At 42.4% G+C, this 24491-nt stretch carries 18 protein-coding genes and 1 pseudogene; 12 read left to right on the forward strand and 7 right to left on the reverse strand.

The annotated features are described in order from the left end of the window. Window positions 1-177 precede the first annotated feature (177 nt). A pseudogene (locus CGC64_RS05190) lies at window positions 178-593 on the reverse strand (DUF4857 domain-containing protein); the annotation flags it as partial. Between the two features lie 222 nt (window positions 594-815). Here CGC64_RS05190 and CGC64_RS05195 point away from each other — a divergent pair. Both CGC64_RS05195 and CGC64_RS05200 read left to right on the forward strand, forming a co-directional pair. Continuing rightward, a complete protein-coding gene (locus CGC64_RS05195; protein WP_005678933.1) occupies window positions 816-1130 on the forward strand; it encodes a hypothetical protein in 315 nt (104 codons plus the stop codon). 1 nt (window position 1131) lies between these two features. Beyond that, the gene (locus CGC64_RS05200) at window positions 1132-1671 is read left to right on the forward strand and encodes a DUF5043 domain-containing protein (RefSeq protein WP_005678934.1); all 540 of its coding nucleotides are present in this window, start codon (window positions 1132-1134) and stop codon (window positions 1669-1671) included. Between the two features lie 200 nt (window positions 1672-1871). Here the strand turns inward: CGC64_RS05200 and CGC64_RS05205 are convergent, their stop codons facing one another. After that, window positions 1872-2879 (reverse strand): aspartate-semialdehyde dehydrogenase, encoded by a 1008-nt coding sequence (locus CGC64_RS05205; protein ID WP_005678936.1) that lies wholly within the window; start codon window positions 2877-2879, stop codon window positions 1872-1874. Between the two features lie 260 nt (window positions 2880-3139). Between CGC64_RS05205 and CGC64_RS05210 the strand changes: the two genes are divergently transcribed. Genes CGC64_RS05210 through CGC64_RS05220 form a run of 3 tightly spaced genes read left to right on the forward strand, consistent with a single transcriptional unit; the run spans window position 3140 to window position 6653 of the window. Beyond that, window positions 3140-5275, forward strand: a complete 2136-nt coding sequence (locus CGC64_RS05210) for a cation:proton antiporter (RefSeq protein ID WP_005682233.1) — start codon at window positions 3140-3142, stop codon at window positions 5273-5275. After that, window positions 5257-5991: a tRNA threonylcarbamoyladenosine dehydratase gene (locus CGC64_RS05215; protein ID WP_005682232.1), complete on the forward strand. Its 735-nt coding sequence runs from the start codon at window positions 5257-5259 to the stop codon at window positions 5989-5991. The genes CGC64_RS05210 and CGC64_RS05215 overlap by 19 nt, the downstream gene beginning before the upstream one ends. A gap of 5 nt (window positions 5992-5996) precedes the next feature. Then, on the forward strand, window positions 5997-6653 hold the full coding sequence (locus CGC64_RS05220; protein WP_005678941.1) for an ABC transporter ATP-binding protein: 657 nt from the start codon (window positions 5997-5999) through the stop codon (window positions 6651-6653). A gap of 202 nt (window positions 6654-6855) precedes the next feature. Here the strand turns inward: CGC64_RS05220 and CGC64_RS05225 are convergent, their stop codons facing one another. Together CGC64_RS05225 and CGC64_RS05230 are read right to left on the reverse strand one after the other, a co-directional pair. Continuing rightward, a complete protein-coding gene (locus tag CGC64_RS05225; protein ID WP_005678942.1) occupies window positions 6856-7779 on the reverse strand; it encodes a helix-hairpin-helix domain-containing protein in 924 nt (307 codons plus the stop codon). Further along, a complete protein-coding gene (locus CGC64_RS05230; RefSeq protein WP_005678943.1) occupies window positions 7779-9149 on the reverse strand; it encodes a sodium-dependent transporter in 1371 nt (456 codons plus the stop codon). Before CGC64_RS05230 ends, CGC64_RS05225 begins: the two co-directional genes overlap by 1 nt. 103 nt (window positions 9150-9252) lie before the next feature. Here CGC64_RS05230 and CGC64_RS05235 point away from each other — a divergent pair, with 103 nt between their 5' ends. Then, entirely contained in the window at window positions 9253-9642 is a 390-nt protein-coding gene (locus tag CGC64_RS05235) for a VanZ family protein (protein WP_005678944.1), read from the forward strand. Here CGC64_RS05235 and CGC64_RS05240 read toward each other — a convergent pair whose 3' ends face one another. Further along, the gene (locus tag CGC64_RS05240) at window positions 9643-10941 is read right to left on the reverse strand and encodes a UDP-N-acetylmuramoyl-tripeptide--D-alanyl-D-alanine ligase (protein ID WP_005678945.1); all 1299 of its coding nucleotides are present in this window, start codon (window positions 10939-10941) and stop codon (window positions 9643-9645) included. A 76-nt stretch (window positions 10942-11017) separates the two neighbouring features. Then, window positions 11018-13033, reverse strand: coding sequence for a tetratricopeptide repeat-containing sensor histidine kinase (locus CGC64_RS05245; protein ID WP_005678946.1), 2016 nt, complete (start codon window positions 13031-13033; stop codon window positions 11018-11020). A gap of 117 nt (window positions 13034-13150) precedes the next feature. Between CGC64_RS05245 and folP the strand changes: the two genes are divergently transcribed. From folP to CGC64_RS05275, 6 genes are all read left to right on the forward strand, one after another. Continuing rightward, a complete protein-coding gene (folP, locus tag CGC64_RS05250; protein WP_005678947.1) occupies window positions 13151-14014 on the forward strand; it encodes a dihydropteroate synthase in 864 nt (287 codons plus the stop codon). Then, complete coding sequence (cdaA, locus tag CGC64_RS05255; RefSeq protein ID WP_005678948.1) at window positions 14004-14768, forward strand: diadenylate cyclase CdaA; 765 nt, start codon at window positions 14004-14006, stop codon at window positions 14766-14768. The genes folP and cdaA overlap by 11 nt, the downstream gene beginning before the upstream one ends. A gap of 191 nt (window positions 14769-14959) precedes the next feature. Beyond that, a complete protein-coding gene (locus CGC64_RS05260) occupies window positions 14960-17296 on the forward strand; it encodes a beta-galactosidase (RefSeq protein ID WP_005678950.1) in 2337 nt (778 codons plus the stop codon). Between the two features lie 28 nt (window positions 17297-17324). Next, window positions 17325-18296, forward strand: coding sequence for a glycoside hydrolase family 43 protein (locus CGC64_RS05265; protein WP_005678951.1), 972 nt, complete (start codon window positions 17325-17327; stop codon window positions 18294-18296). A 192-nt stretch (window positions 18297-18488) separates the two neighbouring features. Beyond that, a complete protein-coding gene (locus tag CGC64_RS05270) occupies window positions 18489-20948 on the forward strand; it encodes an alpha-L-arabinofuranosidase C-terminal domain-containing protein (protein WP_032855471.1) in 2460 nt (819 codons plus the stop codon). A 78-nt stretch (window positions 20949-21026) separates the two neighbouring features. After that, window positions 21027-22988, forward strand: a complete 1962-nt coding sequence (locus tag CGC64_RS05275; RefSeq protein ID WP_005678953.1) for a glycoside hydrolase family 97 protein — start codon at window positions 21027-21029, stop codon at window positions 22986-22988. 386 nt (window positions 22989-23374) lie between these two features. Here the strand turns inward: CGC64_RS05275 and CGC64_RS05280 are convergent, their stop codons facing one another. Continuing rightward, entirely contained in the window at window positions 23375-24379 is a 1005-nt protein-coding gene (locus tag CGC64_RS05280; protein WP_005678954.1) for a family 43 glycosylhydrolase, read from the reverse strand. Window positions 24380-24491: the final 112 nt, after the last annotated feature.

Raw genomic sequence — 24491 nt, forward strand, 5'->3', positions numbered from 1 at the left:
TTGAATAAAGAAAAAAAATCGTCTATTGTTTTAAGTGGAATTTAGAAATAATAATCAAGGACTGCCGGGGGCCATTCTGTTTTATAGGCTTCCGGTAATCTCTGATTCATTTTATTTATAGGTAACATTAAAAGACTGTTTGAAGCGGGGCATTACATATTTATCCGTATAGGAAGTGAATGTTATGCCGGGCATTTTCAAGTCTACGCGTCCGAACATGGACTCCAACAGAGGGTACAGCCTGATAGATGGGGTATTTATATCGGTAGGGACATTTCGGAAGTTGAAGTTCTCCGTCTGTACTATCTTGGGAGTAACGGTTACTCCGTTGAGAGTGTCCGGAAAACGCTCGTCGGACATCAACCGGCGGAAATAAAACATGGACAGGATACTGGCGAATACTGTTTCCGAATAAATATTTCCGGTGAGGTCACAGCGTACGGTTCCTTTCTCTTCCTCTTGCTCCATCATGACGAAGTCACCGATCACGGAACTGCATAGCGTAAAGGAAATCTTCTCCGGCTTTACGACAAAGAAATTGTGTAGCGCCACGGTAACTGCCAGAGAAGCAGGAATGCAATGGTTACGTTAATTTATTTGCTTAATTGATTTCGAGAAAAACTATATATATCTTGTCTTTAATATTATTATTTACTACTTTTGATATACATTTTTAGATAGATACGGCATATTATCCACAAAACAATCTTCTTAGAATAAATTCAAAGTTGGAGAGCAACGAACTTTTTCATAAATTGTTTCATGCGTACCAGTATCGAAAGGAGAAGAACATCACTTCATTCTGTAATGCGAAAATGAATCATGAAATTGAGGCACATTTTGCGCAATACTGTTATTTATTAAAGAGTGAGGATGATGCTCCAGGATGGTCGTTTGCGGCTGAGCATGCAGACAATCGAGGCATAGCGATACAGATGTTAAGTACATATATTAACAATAAAAGGAGATTACTACCTGATATGTCACCGGAATATGTGAATGGTCTTATTGAAAATAATATTGTAAATGTTTTTAGAAAAACTGATGCCTATAAAGATTATCCATATGACAATAGTCGTGGTGTGGAATTTGATTTTGAAAATTTAAGAGAAATAGCTAAAAATTGTTGATATGAGAAAAAAAGTAATAGTCCTAGTTAGTTTGTTATTTGTGCTAGTTGATATGTATGCACAAACATTTTATTATGATACTACTCAGGTGTTTTATGCTCAGCGTTATGTTTGTGATGTAACACAAGAATCCAAGTCTGTAAGGCTATATAGTAAAAGTAATAAGTTTACAGAAGTTGAAGCTGTCAATAAAGAAACGGGCGCAGAAATGACTGATGCTGAAAGAAAAGAGGCAAACTTTGTAGATGATAGTCAGTTATGGGGAAAATGTTTGTCTATTTTGAATGAATCTTTTTCTGAAGAGGAGAGAACGCGGGTACAAGGTTGCAAATTTATAATAATACTGCGTGTTGATACTAACACAGGAATAATACGTGATGTAGAATATCGTTTTCCGGCTGTTAGTATGCTTGCAACAGTACCGGTTTCTGTTTATCAAGAAATGGAAATAAAGTTGAAAAAGGAAATAGTCTTTAATATAACGGAAAAAGGAAAAAGGTTCAATTATATTCCTTTTGTGTGGGCTCATACTGTGAAATAGAATACTAATATTAAAAAATGGTGTGTAATAATAAGAAAAACAGTAAGTTACTCCCGTTTTCGTCGTCAATTGTATTTTCGAGGGAATGCTTAAAGATGTAAAAAGGCAACTAATTCATAGCGAATTAGTTGCCTTGCATTTTCTTATTTTAGGAATATCCCTAAGTCGATCATTTGGATATCCTTAGGCTTTATGCCTTCTTATACGTTTTTTACTTTAATCAGATACTCAGCTATCTGTACTGCGTTCAATGCCGCACCTTTCTTGATCTGGTCACCTACAATCCAGAAAGTCAGTCCGTTTTCGTTCGTCAGGTCTTTACGGATACGTCCTACGTAAACCGGATCTTTACCTGCAAGGAACAACGGCATCGGATATTCCTTTTCTGCCGGATTGTCCTGAAGAACCAATCCTTCGCCCTTGGCGAATGCTTCGCGGGCTTCTTCTACGGAAATCGGACGTTCTGTTTCTACCCAAATGCTTTCAGAGTGAGCACGTAATGCAGGAACACGTACGCAAGTAGCACTGACTTTGATATCGGAGTGCATGATTTTGCGTGTTTCGTTGAACATCTTCATTTCTTCTTTGGTGTAACCATTTTCGGTGAAGACGTCAATCTGAGGAATCAGGTTGAATGCCAACTGATACGCGAATTTTTCCACGGTAACAGGTTCGTTAGCCAATACTTGGCGATATTGTTCATACAATTCGTCCATGGCAGCAGCACCCGCACCACTTGCTGCCTGATAGGTAGACACGTGCACGGTTTTTATATGAGAAAGCTGTTCGATGGCTTTTAGTGCAACTACCATTTGGATAGTCGTACAGTTCGGGTTGGCGATGACGCCGCGAGGACGTTCCAATGCGTCTTCGGCATTTACTTCAGGCACTACCAAAGGTACATCGGCATCCATACGGAATGCACTGGAGTTATCGATCATCACAGCACCATACTTGGTGATTGTTTTTTCGAATTCCTTGGATGTTCCTGCTCCGGCAGAAGTGAAAGCAATGTCTACCCCTTTAAAGTCATCGTTGTGTTGTAAGAGTTTCACCTCGATCTGTTTACCGCGGAAAGTATAAATTGTTCCGGCACTACGTTTAGAACCGAACAAAACTAACTCGTCCAACGGGAAGTTTCTCTCATCGAGCACGCGCAGGAATTCCTGTCCCACGGCTCCGCTTACGCCAACAATAGCTACTTTCATCTTTTTCTTTTGTTAAATTGTGAATATTGTATTTATCTTCTTACACTGTCGAATAGAAGATATTTGGCTGCAAAATTATAACATTTTGCCATATAATCAGTATTTCGGGTGAGAAAAAAGTTATAAGACTATGAGTTTTTAGCAGTAACTGATAGAACCTGTATTGAAATAACCTAAAACTCACGACTCAAACCTTGTAACTTATTGGTGGTATGCGAACTTTTTTGTTCCTTTGCATTGAATTCCTAAAGCCACAGCCTATGAACTTGTTTGATTTTAATTTGACTTTACCGATAACCGATCCGACCTGGGTATTCTTTTTGGTATTGATTATCATTCTTTTTGCTCCGATGATTTTGGGACGCCTTCATATACCTCATATTATTGGCATGATTCTGGCGGGAGTACTGATAGGTGAACATGGCTTTCACGTGCTCGATCGTGACAGCAGCTTCGAACTCTTCGGTAAAGTAGGACTATATTATATCATGTTCCTTGCCGGACTCGAAATGGACATGGAAGACTTCAAGAAGAACCGGACGAAAAGCATTGTGTTCGGTTGGCTCACTTTTCTTATTCCAATGGGATTGGGTATCTGGAGTAGTATGAGTGTGTTGGGTTATGGTTTCCTTACCGCTGTGTTACTGGCTAGTATGTATGCTTCTCATACGTTGATAGCTTATCCTATTATCAGTCGTTATGGATTGTCGCGTTTGCGCAGTGTCAATATTACGATTGGTGGTACGGCTGTTACCGTTACTCTTGCTTTGATAATCCTTGCCGTCATAGGCGGTATGTTCAAAGGAACTGTTGACGGTTGGTTCTGGGGATTTCTTGTGGCAAAAGTTGCTTTTCTCGGATTTCTGATTGTTTTCTTCTTTCCTCGTATCGGCCGTTGGTTTTTCCGGAAGTACGATGATAGCGTGATGCAATTTGTATTTGTGCTGGCGATGGTCTTTCTCGGTGGTGGATTAATGGAGTTTGTAGGAATGGAAGGCATTTTGGGAGCTTTCCTTGCCGGATTGGTCTTGAACCGTCTGATTCCTCATGTATCTCCCTTGATGAATCGGTTGGAATTTGTAGGAAATGCACTGTTTATTCCTTACTTCCTGATTGGTGTAGGAATGATTATTGATGTACGAAGCCTGTTTACCGGAGGCGAGGCATTGAAAGTTGCTGTCGTTATGACAGTGGTAGCTACTTTTAGTAAATGGCTGGCTGCATGGATCACGCAGAAGATTTACCGTATGCAACCGAATGAACGGAGTATGATATTCGGACTTAGTAATGCTCAGGCAGCAGCTACGCTTGCAGCGGTATTGATCGGTCACGAAATTATTATGGAGAATGGGGAGCGTTTGCTGAATGATGATGTGTTGAACGGTACGGTGGTGATGATTCTTTTTACTTGTGTAATCAGTTCTTTGGTAACAGAACGTTCCGCCCGCCGTTTCGCTATGAATGAGGAATTGCAATCAGAGGAACAAGGTGCAAAGAAAAGTACCGAACAGATATTGATTCCCGTGGCTAACCCGGATACAATTGAGGATTTGATAAATCTGGCTTTAGTGATAAAAGACGCCAAACAGAAGAATGGTTTAATCGCATTAAACGTTATTAATGATAGTAACAGTTCGGAGAAGAAAGAACTGCAAGGAAAGCGAAATTTGGAAAAAGCGGCAATGATTGCCGCTGCTGCCGATGTTCCTGTAAATATGGTCAGCCGTTATGACCTGAACATCGCTTCGGGAATTATCCACACGATTAAAGAATATGAAGCTACGGATGTAGTAATCGGTCTGCATCGGAAAGCGAATATTGTTGATACCTTTTTCGGGAATTTGGCGGAAAGCCTTTTGAAAGGTACACATCGCGAGGTGATGATCGCTAAGTTTCTGATGCCGGTTAATACTTTGCGCCGGATAAATATTGCCGTGCCACCAAAGGCGGAATATGAAACCGGGTTCTCAAAATGGGTGGAACATTTCTGCCGTATGGGAAGTATTCTGGGATGTCGCGTGCATTTCTTTTCCAATGAACGTACGCTGATGCGTCTTCAGCAACTGGTAAAGAAAAAATATGCAGGAACTCCGACTGAATTTTCCTTGTTGGAAGAATGGGAAGACCTTTTGTTATTAACAGGGCAAGTGAACTATGATCATTTGCTGGTGGTAATCTCAGCCCGTCGCGGTTCTATCTCTTATGACACCTCTTTCGAACGTCTTCCGGCGCAGCTAGGAAAATATTTCTCAAACAATAGTTTGATTATCCTGTATCCCGACCAATTCGGAGATCCGCAGGAAATTGTGTCTTTCTCTGATCCGCGCGGTCATAATGAATCACAACATTATGAGAAAGTGGGTAAATGGTTCTATAAATGGTTAAAGAAAAGCTAATGGAAAAAAACGACTGGCAACAAAGAACGGAACTCCTGTTAGGAGAAGAAAAGATGAATCGCATCCGGAAGGCACACGTATTGGTTGTGGGATTAGGCGGAGTGGGCGCTTATGCTGCCGAAATGCTTTGTCGTACGGGAGTTGGCAAAATGACTATTGTAGATGCGGATACCGTGCAGCCTACGAATATGAACCGCCAGTTACCTGCCATGCACTCTACGTTGGGAATGCCGAAAGCGGAAGTATTGGCTACCCGGTATAAAGATATCAATCCGGATATTGAACTGACGGTACTCCCTGTTTATCTGAAAGATGAGAATATACCGGAACTATTGGACGCAGGCAAGTATGATTTTATAGTAGACGCAATTGATACAATCAGTCCGAAGTGCTTCTTGATTTATGAGGCGATGAAACGGCATATCAAGATTGTGTCCAGTATGGGAGCGGGAGCAAAGAGCGATATCTCTCAGGTCCGTTTTGCAGATCTTTGGGATACTTATCATTGTGGACTAAGTAAGGCGGTGCGGAAACGTTTGCAGAAAATGGGAATGAAACGTAAACTTCCGGTAGTATTCAGTACCGAACAGGCTGATCCGAAAGCTGTATTGCTGACTGATGATGAACAGAATAAGAAATCAACTTGCGGGACAGTGAGCTATATGCCGGCTGTGTTCGGCTGCTATTTGGCGGAATATGTCATTAAACGATTATAAATATCATGATAAAATTAGAAGGAATAACAAAAAGCTTCGGTTCATTGCAAGTCCTGAAAGGTATTGATCTGGAAATTAACAAAGGCGAGATTGTCAGTATTGTAGGTCCTAGTGGGGCAGGTAAGACTACCTTGTTGCAGATCATGGGAACGTTGGACGAACCGGATGCAGGTAATGTACAGATTGACGGAACTGTAGTGAGCCGGATGAAAGAAAAAGAACTCTCTGCATTCCGTAATAAGAATATAGGTTTCGTTTTTCAGTTTCATCAATTGCTGCCGGAGTTCACCGCATTGGAGAATGTGATGATTCCTGCGTTTATCGCAGGAGTATCTTCGAAAGAGGCAAACGAACATGCTATTAGAATACTCGATTTTATGGGATTGGCAGAGCGTGCTTCCCATAAACCGAATGAGTTGTCGGGAGGAGAGAAACAACGCGTTGCTGTGGCGCGTGCTTTAATCAATGATCCGGCTGTAATACTGGCGGATGAACCTTCCGGTAGTTTGGATACACATAATAAAGAAGATTTACATCAACTGTTCTTTGACCTGAGGGAGCGTTTAGGACAGACTTTTGTGATTGTTACCCATGACGAGGGACTTTCGAAAATCACCGACCGAACGATACATATGGTTGACGGCATGATTAAAAAAGATTAATAAGAGAACTCAACTTCTAAAAATGCATACCAAAAAGGTAGAACCTTGCAAGTGTTCTATCTTTTAGCTATATATTTATAGTCGCTTCTCTACGGAAGTCTGTGAAGATGATAGTAGAGTGTTTGTTTTGTTTGTGTGTGATGCATTCTTGTCTGGTGTGATAGGAATGCATCTTTTTTTATTTATTGTGACAAACGAGGAACTATTCATAACAAATATAAGGAGTAATCCGTTCGAAATCTGCTGTATTGAATTCCTCGTAAAGTGATAATTGCTTGAGGTTTGTCAAGATCCCTTTCTTTTTTCGGTATTCCACAATAACTTTGGCTTGATAGTAGTTTATATACGGATGATGCATCATCCGTTCGATACTTGCCTTATTTATGTTAATACGGCGGATTTGGGTTGCGTTGATAGAGAACCAGGGTCGGAGCATCTCTGCTTTTAAATGTTTCTCCTGTAATTGCTCTATTTTATAAAAGCCCCCTAGCTGTGTCCGGTAATTTACAATCATACGGGCAATGGCACTTCCGATACCTGGAATTTTCTTAAGTTCGGTCGTGTCTGCTTCATTCAGGTTGATGACGGTGCCGGGCTGATATTTAAACAGGGTATCCTGCGGCATCCTTTGTTTCATTAATAGTCGGACGGTATCTTTTGTTGAGGACTGTTCGGTAATACGGATATAAGGATGTAAAGTCTGATATTGCTCGTCTGTCAACCCGTATATCTTTTGGAAATCTTCCGGATGACGGAACTTTCCCTGTTTCTTGCGGTAACGCAGAATGTTTTTAGCTATCCACGGAGGCAATCCCAATGATATAAAAGTAATGGAATCGGCAGTGTTCGGATCGAATATAGAGAGCCTGACTTCTTTTGGTGAATAGGAATCGTTTTTCGGAGGGTCCCCTTCTGCGAATTTCCTTTGAGGTTTTATTTCTTTGATCGATGAAATGAATTCATCATATTCTAGCTTGAATTTCTCATCTTCTTCAGGAGTAACTTCTTGAGGAGTGGAGAATAGTTGCACGAGCCGGGGAATTGAGAATACCCCTATAATAAGAACGACAAGGACGATAATGCCTTGTCGTTCGGTTTTAGTGAAATAAAAAAAGTCTTTCCACATTATAGTTTGATTAGTCCCAGTTCATTGATGAATATCAGTGAGATAGCGATTGGGGCGATATATTTTAATATAAAGATGATTAGTTTGTATACAGGAATTTCTATTGAACCGTTATTTGTAATCTCCGACCAGACGATTTTCTTATCAAGATACCAGCCGGTAAAGAGAGAAATACAGAGCCCGCCGAGCGGCAACATGATTTTAGCCGTAACAAAGTCGAAGAGGTCGAACATTCCCAAACCGAAAATCGTGAATCCTTTCGTCACTCCGAGGGATAGTGAACAGAATATTCCCAAAAAGATGCATCCTCCGGTCACGAGTCTTGCTGCTTTTCCACGGGATAAGTTGAATTCCTCGTGCAGATAGGCGGTTACTACCTCATGCAGGGAAATCGTGGAGGTTAATGCAGCCATTGCCAGCAATGCATAAAACATCACAGAGAATATGTATGCCAATATAGGTACTCCGCCGAATGCCTGTTGGAATACGTTAGGCAGAGTGATAAAGATGAGGCTTGGACCCGAATCAGGTTGTATGCCTACGGAGAAAGCGGCCGGGAAGATGATAAATCCGGCTAATATCGCAACGAAAGTATCAATGATTCCTACACTGAAAGCCGTTTTTGTCAGGTTGGTCTCTTTGCTGAAATAAGAGGCGTACGTACAAAGACATCCCATTCCCAGGCTTAAAGAGAAGAAGGCTTGGCCCATAGCACTCAAAAATACATTTCCGTCCACCTTGCTAAAGTCCGGTTTCAGTAGAAACTCGATGCCCGCACCGGCTCCCGGTAGAGTGACCGAACAAACAACCAATATAACTATAATAATAAATAAGGTAGGCATCATAATCTTGGAAGATTTCTCGATTCCTTTTTCTACCCCTTTCACGATGATGAAGTGCGTAATCAGCAGGAAGGCTATTAACCAGATAACTGGTCGCCAGGGATTACTGGAGAATTGTTGGAACGAGGTGATGAATTCTCCGGAGGTTTTTCCTGAGAAACCATTAGTGGCAGCTTCGAGAATATATTCCAGCGTCCACCCTGCAACTACGGCATAATAACTGAGAATCAGGAAACCTGCCAATACTCCCATACGTCCCACCCAGCGCCAATGTGTGCCGGGAGCTAATTTTTGGTAAGCCCTTGCCGTATTAGCTTGCGAATGGCGTCCTATCAGAAACTCTGCAATCATAATAGGAAGCCCTAAAAGGAGAATACACCCTAAATAGATTAATATAAATGCAGCACCTCCGTGATTTCCGGTTTCATAGGGAAACCGCCAGATATTACCCAGTCCTACTGCCGAGCCGGCGGAAGCAAGTATTACGCCTAACTTACTACCGAAGTTCGCTCTATCATTTTTTGTCATAAATCTTGTTTTATCTTACAAATCGTTATAAAATGTACCTATAAGAGTGCAAATATAGAAAATGATACTTATATTTGCACGAAATATGTAATATTATTTAGATATGCTATCTTATATTAAGAAATATCCGATCTCACTTTTTATAATCCTGACTGTGATTTATCTTTCATTTTTTAAACCACCCAAGACGGATTTGAGTGAGATTCCTAACTTAGACAAGCTGGTTCATATTTGTATGTATTTCGGTATGTCAGGTATGTTGTGGCTGGAATTTTTGCGTGCACATCGCCGGGACGAGGCACCGTTGTGGCATGCTTGGGTAGGAGCGTTCTTCTGCCCCGTGCTGTTCAGCGGGTGTGTAGAATTGCTGCAAGAATACTGTACCAGTTACCGTGGAGGAGACTGGCTGGATTTTGCAGCAAATTCTACCGGAGCATTGCTCGCAAGTCTGGTTGCTTATTATGTGGTGCGTCCAAGAATGATGAAACAGTGATTATAAATATTCTACTGTTGAGCTAAGTTTGATCCCATTGGAACCTTTGATGAGAATGGTATAGCCTTTAGGCTTATTTGTTTCAAGTTCCTTTATGACCTCTTGTACATTTGCATACGTCTTGAAAGAGTGACAGACAGATGCAAACTGCTCTCCGACCAGCCATACTTTTTCAAAGTCGCTCTCTTTTATGTAATCAACAATCTTCTGATGTTCGTTCAGACTTTCGGTGCCCAGTTCGCGCATGTCCCCCAATATAAGCATTTTGTGAGAAACTGTCATATTCCGAAAGTTTTGCAGGGCAGCCGCCATACTGGTAGGATTGGCATTGTATGCATCAATGATAAGGGTATTGTCTGCTGTCTCTTTAAGCTGTGAACGATTATTCTGGGGTGTATATCCGGCCAACGCTTCGTCTATCTTCCGGTCTTCCACCCCGAAGAACCGTCCGATTGTAATGGCAGCCAGGGCATTGGGGAAATTATACTCTCCGATTAACTGCGTCCGTATCCGGTGGATTTCACCATTCTTTTCTGCCTTCCATTCGAGAGCGAGATAAGGTGAATTCCCTGTGATGCAGCCGTTGACATAAAGATCTTCCCCGCTTCCATAAGAAATCAGATTCAATCCTTTGGCTATATTCATCAGATAGGGATTGTCATGGTGGATAAAGATTGTAGAATTTCCTTTCTTGCGGAGGAAGTCATACAGCTCTCCTTTAGTCTTGATTACACCTTCAAAAGAACCGAATCCTTCCAAGTGAGCTTTACCGACATTGGTTATAATGCCATAATCCGGTTCGGCTATTTCACAAAGGAATTTGATTTCTCCCTGATGATTGGCACCCATTTCGATGACGGCAAGGTCATGTTCCGGTTTCAGCCGGAGTAGAGTTGTTGGCACTCCGATATGGTTGTTCAGGTTTCCTTGGGTATAGAGAATGTTATGCGTTTGAGAAAGAACGGCGGAGATTAATTCTTTGGTTGTTGTTTTTCCATTGGTTCCGGTGATACCGATAACCCGTGTTCCGAGTTGACGTCGATGATAGTTGGCTAGCTGTTGCAATGTTTGCAGGCAGTCGTTTACGAGTATGTATCGTCGATCACCCTCTATGGCATATTGGGCCTCGTCAATAATAGCAAATGCGCAACCGTCTTCCAACGCTTTTCCGGCAAAGGCATTGCCATTGAATGACTCGCCTTTCAGAGCGATAAACAATGAACCGTCCGGACAATTCCGGCTATCAGTGGTTACTGATTGACAATCCAGAAAAATCTGGTAAATAGCAGAAAGTTTCATAACCTGAACATCTATTAAAACGTTGCAAAGATAGGCTATTCTTTCGGATTAGATACGGCTTCGGACGGTTTTTTGCTTAGGCGTATACTAAAGGTAGGGTTAGTACGATCCGACATCCGTCTGTATAAGAAGAATCTATCTGGAGGCTGCCTCCCAGTTTTTCTGCAATACTTCGGGATATAGAAAGTCCTAGTCCTGTCCCTTGTGTGAAAGAATTTACTTTATAGAAACGTTCGAATACGCAATTTTGTTTGTCTGCGGGTATCCCTATTCCTGTATCGGTGACACTGATTTCAATCTTCTTTTCAGCTTCCGATATGGAATACGCTATACAGATACTTCCGTGCGAGGTGAATTTGGCAGCGTTGTGCATCAGATTATTCAATACTTGTGAGATACGTTCCTGATTGCTGAGTATAAACAGGCTTTCTCTTTCAGGTTTGAAGAATACTTCAACTCCTTTCTGGCTCTTATTTTTAGCTACTTCGTAAGCAAGTTCGCAGATGGCGTTGACGTCTGTGGTGATATTCGTAGGTAGCTTGTCATATTGGTCGAGTTCGGACAGAGCAAGCACGTCGGTAACTAACCGGAGTAGGTCATTACTATTATTCTCTATGATTTTGACGAATTCCTGAGTTTCCGGACTATTGCTATAATGGTCATTTAAAATCTGTGAGAAGCCTACAATCGAATTAAGCGGTGTACGAATCTCATGTGTCATACTTTCAATAAACGTTGTCTTCATCCGGCTGCTTGCTTCGGCTATATCTTTGGCTTTGTGCAATTCCTCCCGGGATATAGTGAGCTCTTCATTCCTGATTTTAAGTTCGCTTTCCGAAACTTTCAACTTACGTTTCAGGAAATTCTCTCTGTATAAGAACATGAATAGGATACCTAACAAAACAATTAATGAGATGATTAATGTCGTCTTATTGCGTATCTCCTTTTCCTGTGCCTGGAGCATTAATTCCTTTTTTTCGGCATTGAGTTTCTCCACTTCGAGCAGAGTGGCAAATTCGCTGCTGGCCATTTGTTCATTGGCTATCTTTAAAGAATCCTCTGCTTCGATATACATTTGCAGGTATTTGATTGCTTCGCTCATATTACCCATATTGCTGTATATTTTTCCTTTCGTCAGGTAATGGACACTGTTCTGTATACTTTCGCTAAGGTTTAATTCCTCCGCTTCCTGTTTCTTGGCAGCTTCCAGTGCCTTTGGGTATTGCTTGGATTGCAGATAATAGACGTATTCTATATTATATAGTCTTTTCTTTATCGACCATAATCTTTTATCCTGATCAAATGCTGTTTTACATTCGTTTAGTATTTTCTCGGCTGCCTGCATATCTCCGAATTTGCTGTAATAATTAACGTATTCCAGTTGCACGGATATTTTTTGTGTAGGGGAGTATGCGGTTGCATCCGCCTTTTTCAATGCTTCCAGTGCCTTTTCCGGCTGGTTGGTATTGATGTAATAACTGCTTATCTGGCTGTATGTTTGCGAGATGTTATAGTTTTCCAGATCATATTTCTCCGTCAGTTCTATTTCTTTCAATTGCCATTCGAAAGCCATGGAATCCAGTCTTTTGACTGTATAAATCTGCGACATGATGTTATAGCAGCGGGACAGACCGGTTTTGTCGTCTTCCTCTTGTGCTTCTTTCAGCATCTTTTGCGCTTCATAAAGTGCAATATTGGTTCTACCGTTTTTCAGATAATATAGAATAAGCCTGTTCGACCATGCGAAATAATAATACTTGGGTTGTTGGGTTGCTTTGGCGAAGTCTTTCACCTTATTGGTATAATAGATAATGCTGTCTTCATTTGTTGCCTGAAAATAATGATAATCCAGTTGGGTGGAAATAGCTACTGCCTGCATCCGTTTATCATGCCGTTCCTCTGCCATTCGATACAAGGTATCGGACATGCTAAGTACAACGGGTTGCAATAAGCATTCCTGACAACGTTGATAATAGGCATAAAGGGTAGAGTCAACGTTAAAGTCTTTAGCTTCTTTCTGGGCTTTTACAGAAGCGGTAAAGAATAAAAATAAAAAAAGAAATCGGGTGAAAGATAGGGCTGTTTGGCTCATGGTATGATGTTTTCGGTTTCTTCTGTTGTTTGCAAATATACGTTTATTTCTTCTTTTTAGTACGATTGCTTGCTTTTTTTCTCTACATTTGTGGGCAATCTAAAAGGAATACTGTCAATGATGAAATCTACGTCTCCTATTTATATAAATGTAAAAGGGCAGTTGCTTGATCTCTCCATTCCGCAGGTAATGGGTATTCTGAATGTAACTCCCGATTCTTTTTATGCCGGTAGCCGGATGCAGACCGAAGAAGATATTGCTGCCCGGGCCCGACAAATCATTGATGAAGGCGCTGCTATTATCGATATAGGTGCTTATTCTTCGCGTCCTAATGCAGAACATATTTCTGCCGAAGAAGAAATGAACCGGTTACGCACCGGTCTGGAGATTCTGAACCGCAATCATCCGGAGGCTATTATTTCCGTAGATACTTTTCGGGCTGATGTAGCAGCGCAATGCGTAAACGAGTATGGCGTTGCTGTCATTAACGATATTGCTGCCGGTGAAATGGATGACCGGATGTTTCAGACAGTAGCCGGACTGGGAGTGCCCTATATCATGATGCATATGCAGGGCACCCCGCAGAATATGCAGAAAGAACCCCATTATGATAATCTGATAAAGGACGTTTTCCTTTACTTCGCGCGTAAAGTTCAGCAGCTTCGTGATTTGGGAGTGAAGGATATCATACTCGACCCAGGATTCGGGTTCGGGAAGACGTTGGAGCATAATTATGAACTAATGGCACATCTCGAAGAGTTCCGTATATTCGAATTACCTTTGTTGGTAGGAGTTTCACGAAAATCTATGATTTATAAATTGTTGGGGGGCACTCCGCAGGATTCGTTGAACGGGACAACTATATTGGATACCGTTGCGTTAATGAAAGGCGCTCACATCCTTCGGGTACATGATGTACGCGAAGCAGTGGAAGCGGTTCGCATTGTTGAAAAATTAAAATCAGAGAACGATGTTTTTTGAATTTGGCATAAAAGATTTTATTGATATTCTGTTGGCGGCTTTCTTGCTGTATTATACATACAAGTTGATGAAGGCTTCCGGCTCTATCAAGGTATTCACCGGTATTCTGGTTTTTATACTGATCTGGTTGGTGGTGACTCAGGTTTTGGAGATGAAGTTGCTGGGTTCCATCTTCGATACTTTGATGAATGTGGGCGTGATAGCGCTGATCGTACTGTTTCAGGACGAGATACGCCGTTTCTTGCTGACTTTGGGTTCTCACCGGCATGTCAGTGCATTGGCCCGTCTCTTTAACGGGGCGAAGAAAGAAGTATTGAAACATGATGATATTATGCCTGTGGTAATGGCTTGTCTGAGCATGGGAAAGCAAAAAGTCGGTGCACTGATTGTCATTGAGCATAACGTTCCTTTAGACGAAATCGTCCGTACAGGTGAAATGATTGATGCGGCAATCAACCAACGTTTAATTGAAAATATCTTCTTCAAGAATAGTCCGTTACATGACGGGGCAATGGTTATCAGCAAGAAACGTATCAAAGCGGCAGGATGTATTCTTCCTGTTTCTCACGATTTGAATATACCTAAAGAACTCGGCTTGCGTCATCGGGCCGCTATGGGTATCTCACAGCAGTCGGATGCACACGCCATTATTGTTTCCGAAGAAACGGGAGCTATCTCTGTCGCCTATCGCGGGCAATTCTATCTTCGCCTGAATGCGGAAGAACTGGAAAGTATGTTGACGAAAGAAAACTGATTTTGGTGTTATGACTGATAGCCGGACTTATACTGGATATTGCTTTTGTAGTGGGAAAATAAATGAAAATGGCCCTGTTTGTAGTTATTTTGCTTTATTTCTAACCCTTTTTGAATGATAATTATGCCCTCGGATTTAGGTGAATCGCCTACCTTTGTCGTATACTATTAAAATTCTATTTTGAATAAACCATGAGAAACAGATTGATTGCTTTACTGGTACTTTTTACAGTCGTTATCTTTAGTAGTGCACAGGCACAAACTACTGCCCGCAAATTTGAAGCCGGCAAGAATACCTTTTTGCTGGACGGTGAACCATTTGTGGTGAAGGCCGCCGAACTTCATTACACCCGTATCCCGCAAGCTTATTGGGAACATCGTATTGAGATGTGCAAAACATTGGGGATGAATACCATTTGTATCTATATCTTTTGGAATATCCATGAACAGGAAGAAGGTAAGTTTGACTTTTCCGGTCAGAACGATATTGCTGCTTTCTGTCGTGCGGCACAAAAGCATGGGATGTATGTCATTGTCCGTCCCGGTCCTTATGTGTGTGCGGAATGGGAAATGGGAGGTCTTCCCTGGTGGCTGCTGAAGAAAAAAGATGTGGCGCTTCGTACCCTCGATCCCTATTATATGGAGCGCGTAGGCATCTTTATGAAAGAAGTCGGCAAACAATTGGCGCCACTGCAAGTAAATAAAGGTGGTAATATCATCATGGTGCAGGTAGAGAATGAATACAGCTCTTATGCAACCGACAAGCCTTATGTAGCTGCCGTGCGTGATTTGGTACGCGAATCAGGGTTTACGGATGTGCCTCTTTTCCAGTGTGACTGGAGTAGTAACTTCACAAATAACGCATTGGAGGATTTGCTCTGGACAGTGAATTTTGGAACCGGTGCCAATATTGACCAACAATTCAAGAAACTGAAAGAACTTCGTCCGGAAACTCCGTTGATGTGCAGTGAATTCTGGAGTGGCTGGTTCGACCATTGGGGACGAAAACATGAGACGCGTCCTGCAAAAGACATGGTACAGGGAATCAAGGATATGCTCGATCGTAATATCTCTTTCAGTCTTTATATGACTCACGGCGGAACCACTTTCGGACATTGGGGAGGTGCTAATAATCCTGCTTATTCTGCCATGTGCAGTTCCTATGATTATGACGCTCCTATCAGTGAAGCCGGTTGGACGACAGAGAAATATTTCCTGCTTCGCGATTTATTGAAAACATATCTTCCTGCCGGTGAAGCGTTGCCTGAAATACCTGCCGCATTGCCGGTCATTGAAATTCCTGAGTTTCATTTTACAAAAATAGCTCCTCTTTTCTCTAATCTGCCGGAAGCAAAACAAACGGTGGATATTCAACCTATGGAACAATTTAACCAAGGTTGGGGAACAATTCTGTATCGGACGACATTGTCCGAATCTGTAAAATCCGGAACGACTCTGAAGATTACCGAAGTGCATGATTGGGCACAAATCTATGCTGACGGTAAACTGTTGACACGTTTGGATCGTCGTAAAGGTGAGTTTACGACGGTGTTGCCTGCTTTGAAGAAAGGGACGCAACTGGATATTCTGGTAGAGGCTATGGGACGTGTAAACTTTGATAAGTCCATTCACGACCGGAAGGGAATCACGGAAAAGGTGGAACTTGTTTCCGGCGACCGGTCAAAAGAACTGAAAAACTGGACGGTGTACAGCTTCCCTGTAGATTACTCCTTTATTAAGAATAAGAACTATCAGGATACGAAAATATTACCAGCTATGCCTGCTTACTATAAAACGACCTTTAAACTGGACAAAGTCGGTGATACTTTCCTTGATATGAGTACTTGGGGAAAAGGTATGGTATGGGTGAACGGTCATGCTATGGGACGTTTCTGGGAGATTGGTCCTCAGCAGACTCTCTTTATGCCGGGATGTTGGCTGAAAGAAGGTGAGAATGAGATTCTTGTTCTTGACTTGAAAGGTCCCGTCAAAGCTTCTATCAAAGGCCTGAAGAAACCCCTCTTGGATGTGCTTCGTGAAAAAGCACCGGAAACTCATCGCAAAGAGGGAGAGAAACTGAAACTGACAGGCGAGAAGGTTGCACACGAAGGTGCATTTACTCCGGGCAACAGCTGGCAGGAAGTACGTTTTACTACTCCGGTGAAAGGACGTTATTTTTGTCTCGAAGCTCTTTCACCACAGGCAAATGACAATATTGCTGCTATTGCAGAATTTGATGTTCTGGGTGCGGACGGTAAACCGGTATCCCGAGAACATTGGAAGATTCGTTATGCCGATAGTGAGGAAACACGCAGCGGTAACCGTACAGCCGATAAGATTTTCGATTTACAGGAATCTACTTTCTGGATGACAGTAGATAATGTGGCGTATCCTCACCAACTGGTGATTGATTTGAGTAAGGTGGAGACTGTAACAGGCTTCCGTTATCTGCCCCGTGCCGAAAAGAATTATCCGGGTATGATTAAAGAATATCGTGTCTATGTGAAACCAGCCGATTTCAAGTATTGATTACTCCCAGCCAAGTGCTGAATATTAAATGAATATGAAGAAATATACTACCCTTTTAGCACTCCTTTTTATAGGAGTGCTGACCGGTTACTGCCAGCAATCCGCTTACTTGTTTGTCTACTTTACCGGGAACCGGATGAGCGAAGAAGCGATCCGCATGGCAGTCAGCCTCGACGGATATAATTATAAAGCCCTGAATGGTAACCAACCTGTACTTGATTCCCGTGTGATTAGTTCTACGGGTGGGGTACGTGATCCTCATATCTTGCGTTGTGAGAACGGTAAAACATTCTATATGGTTGTCACCGACATGGTGTCCGGAAACGGTTGGGATTCCAACCGTGCCATGGTGCTGTTGAAATCGAAGGACCTGGTGCACTGGACTTCCAATATTGTCAATATTCAAAAGAAATATCCTGCCCAGGAAAACCTGAAACGTGTATGGGCTCCACAGACCGTTTATGACAAAGAAGCCGGAAAGTATATGGTATATTGGTCAATGAAGCATGGCAATGGCGCAGATATCATTTATTATGCGTATGCGAATAAAGACTTTACCGACCTTGAAGGTGAGCCGAAGCCCTTGTTTCTTCCTAAAAATGGCAAGTCATGTATCGACGGAGATATCATCTATAAAGATGGACTGTATCATCTGTTTTATAAGACAGAAGGAGATGGAAACGGCATCAAGAAAGCGGCTACCGTCTCCCTGACTTCCGGACAATGGACGGAATCAGGGGAATACAAACAGCAGACGAAAGAAGCGGTAGAAGGTTCGAGTATCTTTCCGCTAATAGGTTCGGACAAGTATATCCTGATGTACGATGTATATATGAAAGGCAAATACCAGTTTACGGAAAGTACCGACCTGGAAAATTTTAAAGTCATAGATCATGCTGTCAGTATGGACTTTCACCCTCGTCACGGAACTGTGATACCTATCACTGAAAAAGAATTGAAACGTTTGTATAAGGTCTACGGTAAACCAATCGGCCTATGATAAGCCGGAGCAAATTGCTGCCTTAAGACTGGAAAATAATACATAAGACAGGAAAGGCGTACAATTTGTTCTTGTTCGCTTGTTTCTTGATATGCCTTTGAATAATAATTGGTGATTTTACACTAAATATGTGCTTCTCATAACAGTGAAGAGTTTGTCTTTATGATTGATAATCTTAATGATACTTATGCCATGAAAAAATTATTCCTGCTAGTAATTGTCTTGTTTTTGTCGTTCCAACAGGTTACTTTAGCTGCAATCGGAGAGGCGGCGAACACTCCGGATTCCGTTTTTCTATTTTCGTATGCAACTTCCCGGGATGACGGACGCAGCGGACTTCGTTTTGCCTGGAGCATGGATCAGAAGCATTGGTTCGCAGTAGGACAGGGAACCGGATACCTCCGTTGTGATTATAGCCGTTGGGGATCGCAGAAGAAAATGCTCGATCCGTTCTTGAAGCAACTTCCTGACGGCGGATGGCTCTGCACATGGAAGTTGAATACGCATGACGGATACGGGCAGGCAAAATCGAAAGACCTGGTTTATTGGGAAAGTCAGAAATATCCTCAGGTAACCTCTGATTTTGAGGGAACAAGAGTAAAGGTAACTATTGACGGGCAGGAACAGACCGGAAATATTAATCGGGTATCTTGGACACTGGTGGACAAGTTGACGAAACACTATGAAAGGAACCAATACCGGAATTTTTTGCATGCAGAACGTCCGGTACAAGATAAAGAGCGTTTTGCCGGGCTGAAACCTGTAAAAGCGACGATTACGGTACAACCGGAGGAAACAAAAGAAATCAGTAATTTGCTGTTGGGAATATTCTTCGAAGATATTAACTATTCTGCTGATGGTGGCTTATACGCAGAACTGATTCAAAACAGGGATTTTGAATATGACCCGTCCGACCGTGAGGGAGATAAGAATTGGAACAGTACGCATTCCTGGAAGTTGGAGGGAGATAATGCCACATTCACAATAAATACCTCTGATCCCGTTCATCCGAATAATCCTCATTACGCTGTGTTGAATATACAACAGCCGGGAGCTGTACTGACAAATGCAGGGTTTGATGGGATAGCCCTTCAAGCCGGCGAAAAGTATGATTTCTCTTTGTTTGGACGTATTCCGGCCGGACATAAATCTAACAAATTGCAGATACGTTTGATAGATTCCAATGGCACAGTGCAGGGAGAGGCATCGATAACCGTTTCTTCCCGTTCATGGAAAACTTATAAAACTGTATTGACTGCAAAAACAGCTGCCGATACGCATCTGGAACTTCAACTGCAATCAGTGGGAGAAGTCGAATTGGATATGATTTCTCTTTTTCCACAGAATACATTCAAAGGTAGAAAGAATGGCCTGCGTGCCGATTTGGCGCAGACACTAGCCGATATACATCCTCGCTTTGTCCGTTTCCCCGGTGGTTGTGTAGCTCATGGAGACGGTTTGAAGAATATCTATCAATGGAAAAATACGATTGGCCCGTTGGAAGCCCGTAAATCTGCCCGCAATCTTTGGGGGTATCATCAGAGCATGGGACTGGGTTATTATGAATATTTCCAGTTTTGCGAGGATATAGGTGCCGAACCGCTTCCGGTGCTTGCTGCCGGTGTGCCTTGTCAGAACTCTGCTTGTCACGGTGATTTGAGAGGCGGACAACAAGGCGGTATCCCGATGAGTGAAATGCCTGCTTATATTCAGGATATTCTAGATTTGATAGAATGGGCGAATGGTGACGCCCGAAAGACAAAATGGGGAAAGGTACGTGCCGAATCCGGACATCCGAAGCCTTTCAATCTGAAGTATATAGGTATCGGTAATGAGGATCTTATCACTGATGTTTTCGAGGAACGCTTTACGATGATTTTCAATGCGATTAAGGAGAAATACCCTGAAATAATCGTTGTAGGTACAGTTGGTCCTTTCAATGAAGGTACCGATTACGTCGAAGGTTGGAAGTTGGCGGATAAATTAGGCATTCCTATGGTAGACGAACATTATTATCAGTCTCCGGGGTGGTTTCTGCATAATCAGGACTTCTACGATAAATACGACCGTTCAAAAAAGACTAAAGTTTATCTAGGCGAATATGCCACTCATATTCCCGGGCGGAAAGCCAATATGGAAACAGCATTGACTGAAGCTCTTTACCTGACCGCCTTGGAACGTAATGGAGACGTAGTACACATGACTTCTTATGCTCCTTTGCTGGCAAAAGAAAAGCATACCCAATGGAGCCCGGACTTGATTTACTTCAATAACCGTGAAGTGAAACCGACTACCGGATATTACGTTCAAAAGTTATATGGGCAGAATGCAGGTAGCCATTATATCCCCTCACAGATAATTCTTGATAATCAGGACAACCGGGTGAAGCTTCGTATCGGTTCCTCCATTGTCCGCGATAGCAAGACCGGAGATGTGATTGTGAAACTGGTCAACTTATTGCCTGTCAGTGTGGAGACAGAAATACAATTACCCGGCATAGGCAGTGTTCAACCTTCTGCTGTAAGGACAGTATTGGCAGGTGCACCGGAATCAACTCCACTTCCCGTGACCGACACTATCGAAGTCGGAGCAAACTTCAAGCAGCAACTACCCGCCTATTCATTTACGGTGATTCGTCTGAAAACGAAGTAGAAGTTGCTGGAAGTGAAAAAGAACGTATCTGGGGGTAGATGTGAATTTTCTAAAGATAATAAGCTGGAATTAGTATATATGAAAAACATTGTAAGCATATTGGCGATATCTCTCAGCCTGAATAGCCTTGCAGCACAAGATGTAGTAGTGAAAGGCCCGGATGAGAAACTGCAATTAGTTGTATTTGTGCAGGACGAAGAAACTCCCTGCTATTCCGTTACCTACAACGGGAAAGCAATGCTGGAAAAATCTCCTTTGGGAATCAGCACGAATATAGGCGACTTTACGAAAGCCCTGAAGTTGTCGGGACATTCCGTAGAGGTGATAGACACTGTCTATCATCAGACACGTATTAAGACTTCCCAAGTACATTATCGTGCGAATGAACTGACTTGTAATTTGGAGAATGCGCAGGGACAGAAGATAGGAATCGTTTTCCGCGTAAGTAATAATGATGTCGCTTTCCGTTATACCTTACCGCGACAGGGAGGGAAAGGCAGCGTTACCGTCAATCATGAACAGACCGGTTTCCGTTTTCCGCGGCAGACTACAACTTTCCTGTGTCCGCAGAGCGATGCGATGATCGGATGGAAGCGCACAAAACCGAGTTATGAAGAAGAATATAAAGCGGATGCACCGATGAGCGAACGTTCGCAGTACGGTCATGGATATACTTTCCCTTGTCTGTTCCGTATCGGTGACGCCGGTTGGGTGTTGGTGAGCGAAACAGGAGTAGACAGTCGCTATTGCGGTTCCCGTTTGAGCGATGTCAGTGAAGGCAATCTGTACACAGTGGCGTTCCCGATGCCCGAAGAGAATAATGGCAACGGAACGGTTGCTCCGGCATTCGCATTACCCGGTGCTACCCCTTGGCGTACGATTACCGTCGGCGAAACGTTGAAACCGATTGTGGAAACCACTGTTCCTTGGGATGTCGTAAACCCTCTTTATGAGACGAAGCATGACTATCGTTTCGGGCGTGGCACATGGAGTTGGATTCTTTGGCAGGACGGCAGTATCAACTATGACGACCAGATGCGTTACATTGATTTTGCCGCCGCTATGGGATATGAATATGCACTGATAGATAACTGGTGGGATACTAATATCGGCCGTGAACGTATGAAATCTCTGATTGACTACGCACGTGGCAAAGGAGTGGAATTATTTTTGTGGTACAGTTCCTCCGGCTATTGGAATGACATTGAACAAGGCCCGATTAATCACATGGACAATGCAATCATCCGCAAACGTGAAATGAAATGGCTGCAAAGCCTGGGTGTAAAAGGAATCAAAGTCGATTTTTTCGGTGGCGACAAACAGGAGACGATGCGCCTGTATGAAGAGATCCTGAGCGATGCGGATGACCACGGGCTAATGGTAATCTTCCATGGTTGCACCTTACCTCGCGGCTGGGAACGTATGTATCCTAATTATGTAGGCAGCGAAGCTGTGTTGGCTTCCGAGAATATGGTGTTCAGCCAGCATTTCTGTGATGAAGAAGCATTCAATACTTGCCTGCATCCGTTCATTCGCAACGCAGTAGGCTGTATGGAGTTTGGCGGCTGCTTCCTGAACAAGCGTCTGAATCGTAACAATGACGGAGGCACCACTCGTCGTACTACTGACATATTCCAGTTGGCGACAGCCATACTATTCCAAAATCCCGTTCAGAACTTTGCTCTTGCTCCGAATAATCTGAATGATGTTTCTCCGGTTTGCATGGATTTTATGAAACAGGTTCCTGTCACTTGGGATGAAACACGTTTCATTGAAGGTTATCCGGGAAAATACATAGTTTTAGCCCGTCGTCATGGAGATACTTGGTATGTAGCAGCTGTAAATGCCGGAAGTGAACCGTTAAAATTGAAGCTTGATTTGGATATGTTTGCCGGAAAAACAGTGTCTCTTTATAAAGATGATAAGAGAGGAGAACCTCAGCTTATACCTTTGAAGGTAAAAGAAAAGGGAAGGGTGCAATTAGAAGTTTATCCTCAAGGAGGAATTGTGCTTTCTGATCGGATAGAAGAAACATTATAAATGCCGGACCCTGTATATTCGCGATCCTCTTCCTATGTAAAAAACAAGAATCCTCTTTCAACCTATCACCGCCCTTCTGAAACTGCTTGTTCATCGTACATTCAGAATGGTGATAGGTTGTCGCTAACCTATCACCTAATCTATCACCTATCACCTTCAATTTAGATAGAGTCTACAGGCGAAAAAGTAGCTAAGGCAAACGATTCTGTTTCTCACCGAGAAACAAAGTGTTTCCCTTAGTGAAACGATTGGTTTCAAGACTCTGAAACTCTAGTTTCAAACCTTTGAAACTAAAGTTTCGAGCCTTGGAAACTAGAGTTTCCCATAAGGAAACTGACTTTACCTGATCCTGATTTATCATTTTCTAATGAAACTTGATAATGGGATTAGGGTGTGGGAATTACTTGCTTGATTGTCCCGTCTTTATTAAATTCCAACCGGTCTATACAGACTTCACGGTGCCAACCCGGTCCATGTTTCAGATATTCCTTATTAATACGATGATATACGATAAACCAACTGTCCTTTTTGTCAGGAACTTGAAGAACCGAACAATGTGCCGGACCGTAAATTTCATCTTTAGGAGATTGTATGAGAATAATCGGTTCTTTGGCAACCTGAATGGGGCCTAATGGAGAATTGCCGGTCCCATAAGCTACATGATAATTGGGTGATCCCGTGTCATCAACGGACCATAGGAAATAATAAACTCCTTTTCTGAAGAATACATAGGGAGCTTCTCGGAAAGCATACGTTTGCAGAGTTCCGCCTTTGGGAGTCATCACCGTGATTGTTTCTTCTTTGACAGACAGCATATCATTATTGAGTTCGGCCCCTGCCATATAGCCGTTCCCCCAGTAGAGATAACTTTTGCCTGATGTGGGATCAGTAAATACATCCACATCAATTTGTTGCCCTTGTCCGACAGGTGAGGAAGTGATAATCGGTTTTCCGGAATCGGTGAACGGACCGGTCGGTGAGTTTGCCGTGGCTACTCCTATTTGCTTGCCTTTATTAGTGACAGAATTTGCACTGTAATAAAAAAAGTATTTATATTTCCCGTCTATTTCCTTTTCTTCAATACAGGGGGCCCAAGCATTTCCGTTTGCCCAAGAGACATCTTTTTTCATATCTAAAATGACTCTTTCTTCTTTCCATTCCTTCAAATTCCTTGAAGAGAAGACTTTAAAATAACTTCCACCCCAACCGGGGAAACCGTCACTGGTAGGATAGATATAATAACGTTTGGTCTGCCGGGAGTATAAGATCTCCGGATCGGCATGAAAGCCGGATAAAATAGGATTAGCAGACTTTCTGTGTTGTGCGTTTATTGGGCTTATTCCAATAAAAAACAGGTAAAATAAAAGAAACCTGATAAATAAATGTTTCATGACTTGAGGTATTTGTTTCAGGGTTCAAAGATAATTCTTTTAATCAAATCTTTGGAGCAAATATGTTTCGATAACGGTTATATATCATTCAATTACAGAAAAGGGCGTTTTT

Origin of the sequence: Bacteroides caccae (assembly GCF_002222615.2) — a bacterium.
GTDB lineage: Bacteria > Bacteroidota > Bacteroidia > Bacteroidales > Bacteroidaceae > Bacteroides > Bacteroides caccae.